This window comes from Streptomyces phytophilus (assembly GCF_013870535.1).
Taxonomy (GTDB): Bacteria; Actinomycetota; Actinomycetes; order Streptomycetales; family Streptomycetaceae; genus Streptomyces; species Streptomyces phytophilus.
Window position 1 is genome coordinate 1 of sequence record NZ_JACBXC010001758.1, and the last position, 567, is coordinate 567.

Sequence of the window (567 nt, forward strand, 5' to 3'; positions counted from 1 at the left end):
CCGGAGCGGGTCTCGATGCCGGATGTGGACATCGACTTCGACGAGCGCAGGCGGGCGGAGGTCATCCGCTATGTGACGGAGAAGTACGGTGCCGACAAGGTCGCGATGATCGGTACGTACGGGACGATCAAGGCGAAGAACGCGATCAAGGACTCGGCGCGGGTGCTGGGTTATCCGTACGCGATGGGCGACCGCATCACCAAGGCCATGCCCGCCGACGTGCTCGGCAAGGGCATCCCGCTGTCCGGCATCACCGACCCCGACCACCCCCGGTACTCGGAGGCCGGCGAGGTCCGCGGGCTCTACGAGAACGAGCCGGATGTGAAGAAGGTCATCGACACCGCGCGGGGCGTCGAGGGCCTGGTGCGGCAGATGGGCGTGCACGCCGCGGGTGTGATCATGTCCAGCGAGCCGATCGTGGACCACGTCCCGGTCTGGGTGCGGCACTCCGACCAGGTGACGATCACGCAGTGGGACTACCCGACGTGTGAATCGCTCGGCCTGCTGAAGATGGACTTCCTCGGCCTGCGCAACCTCACCATCATGGACGACGCCGTCAAGATGGTG

The 567-nt window shown here is 66.1% G+C and carries 1 pseudogene; it reads left to right on the top strand.

Features of this window, described 5'->3' with window-relative positions:
* Positions 1 to 567: pseudogene (locus H5J30_RS35770) on the top strand (DNA polymerase III subunit alpha); the annotation flags it as partial.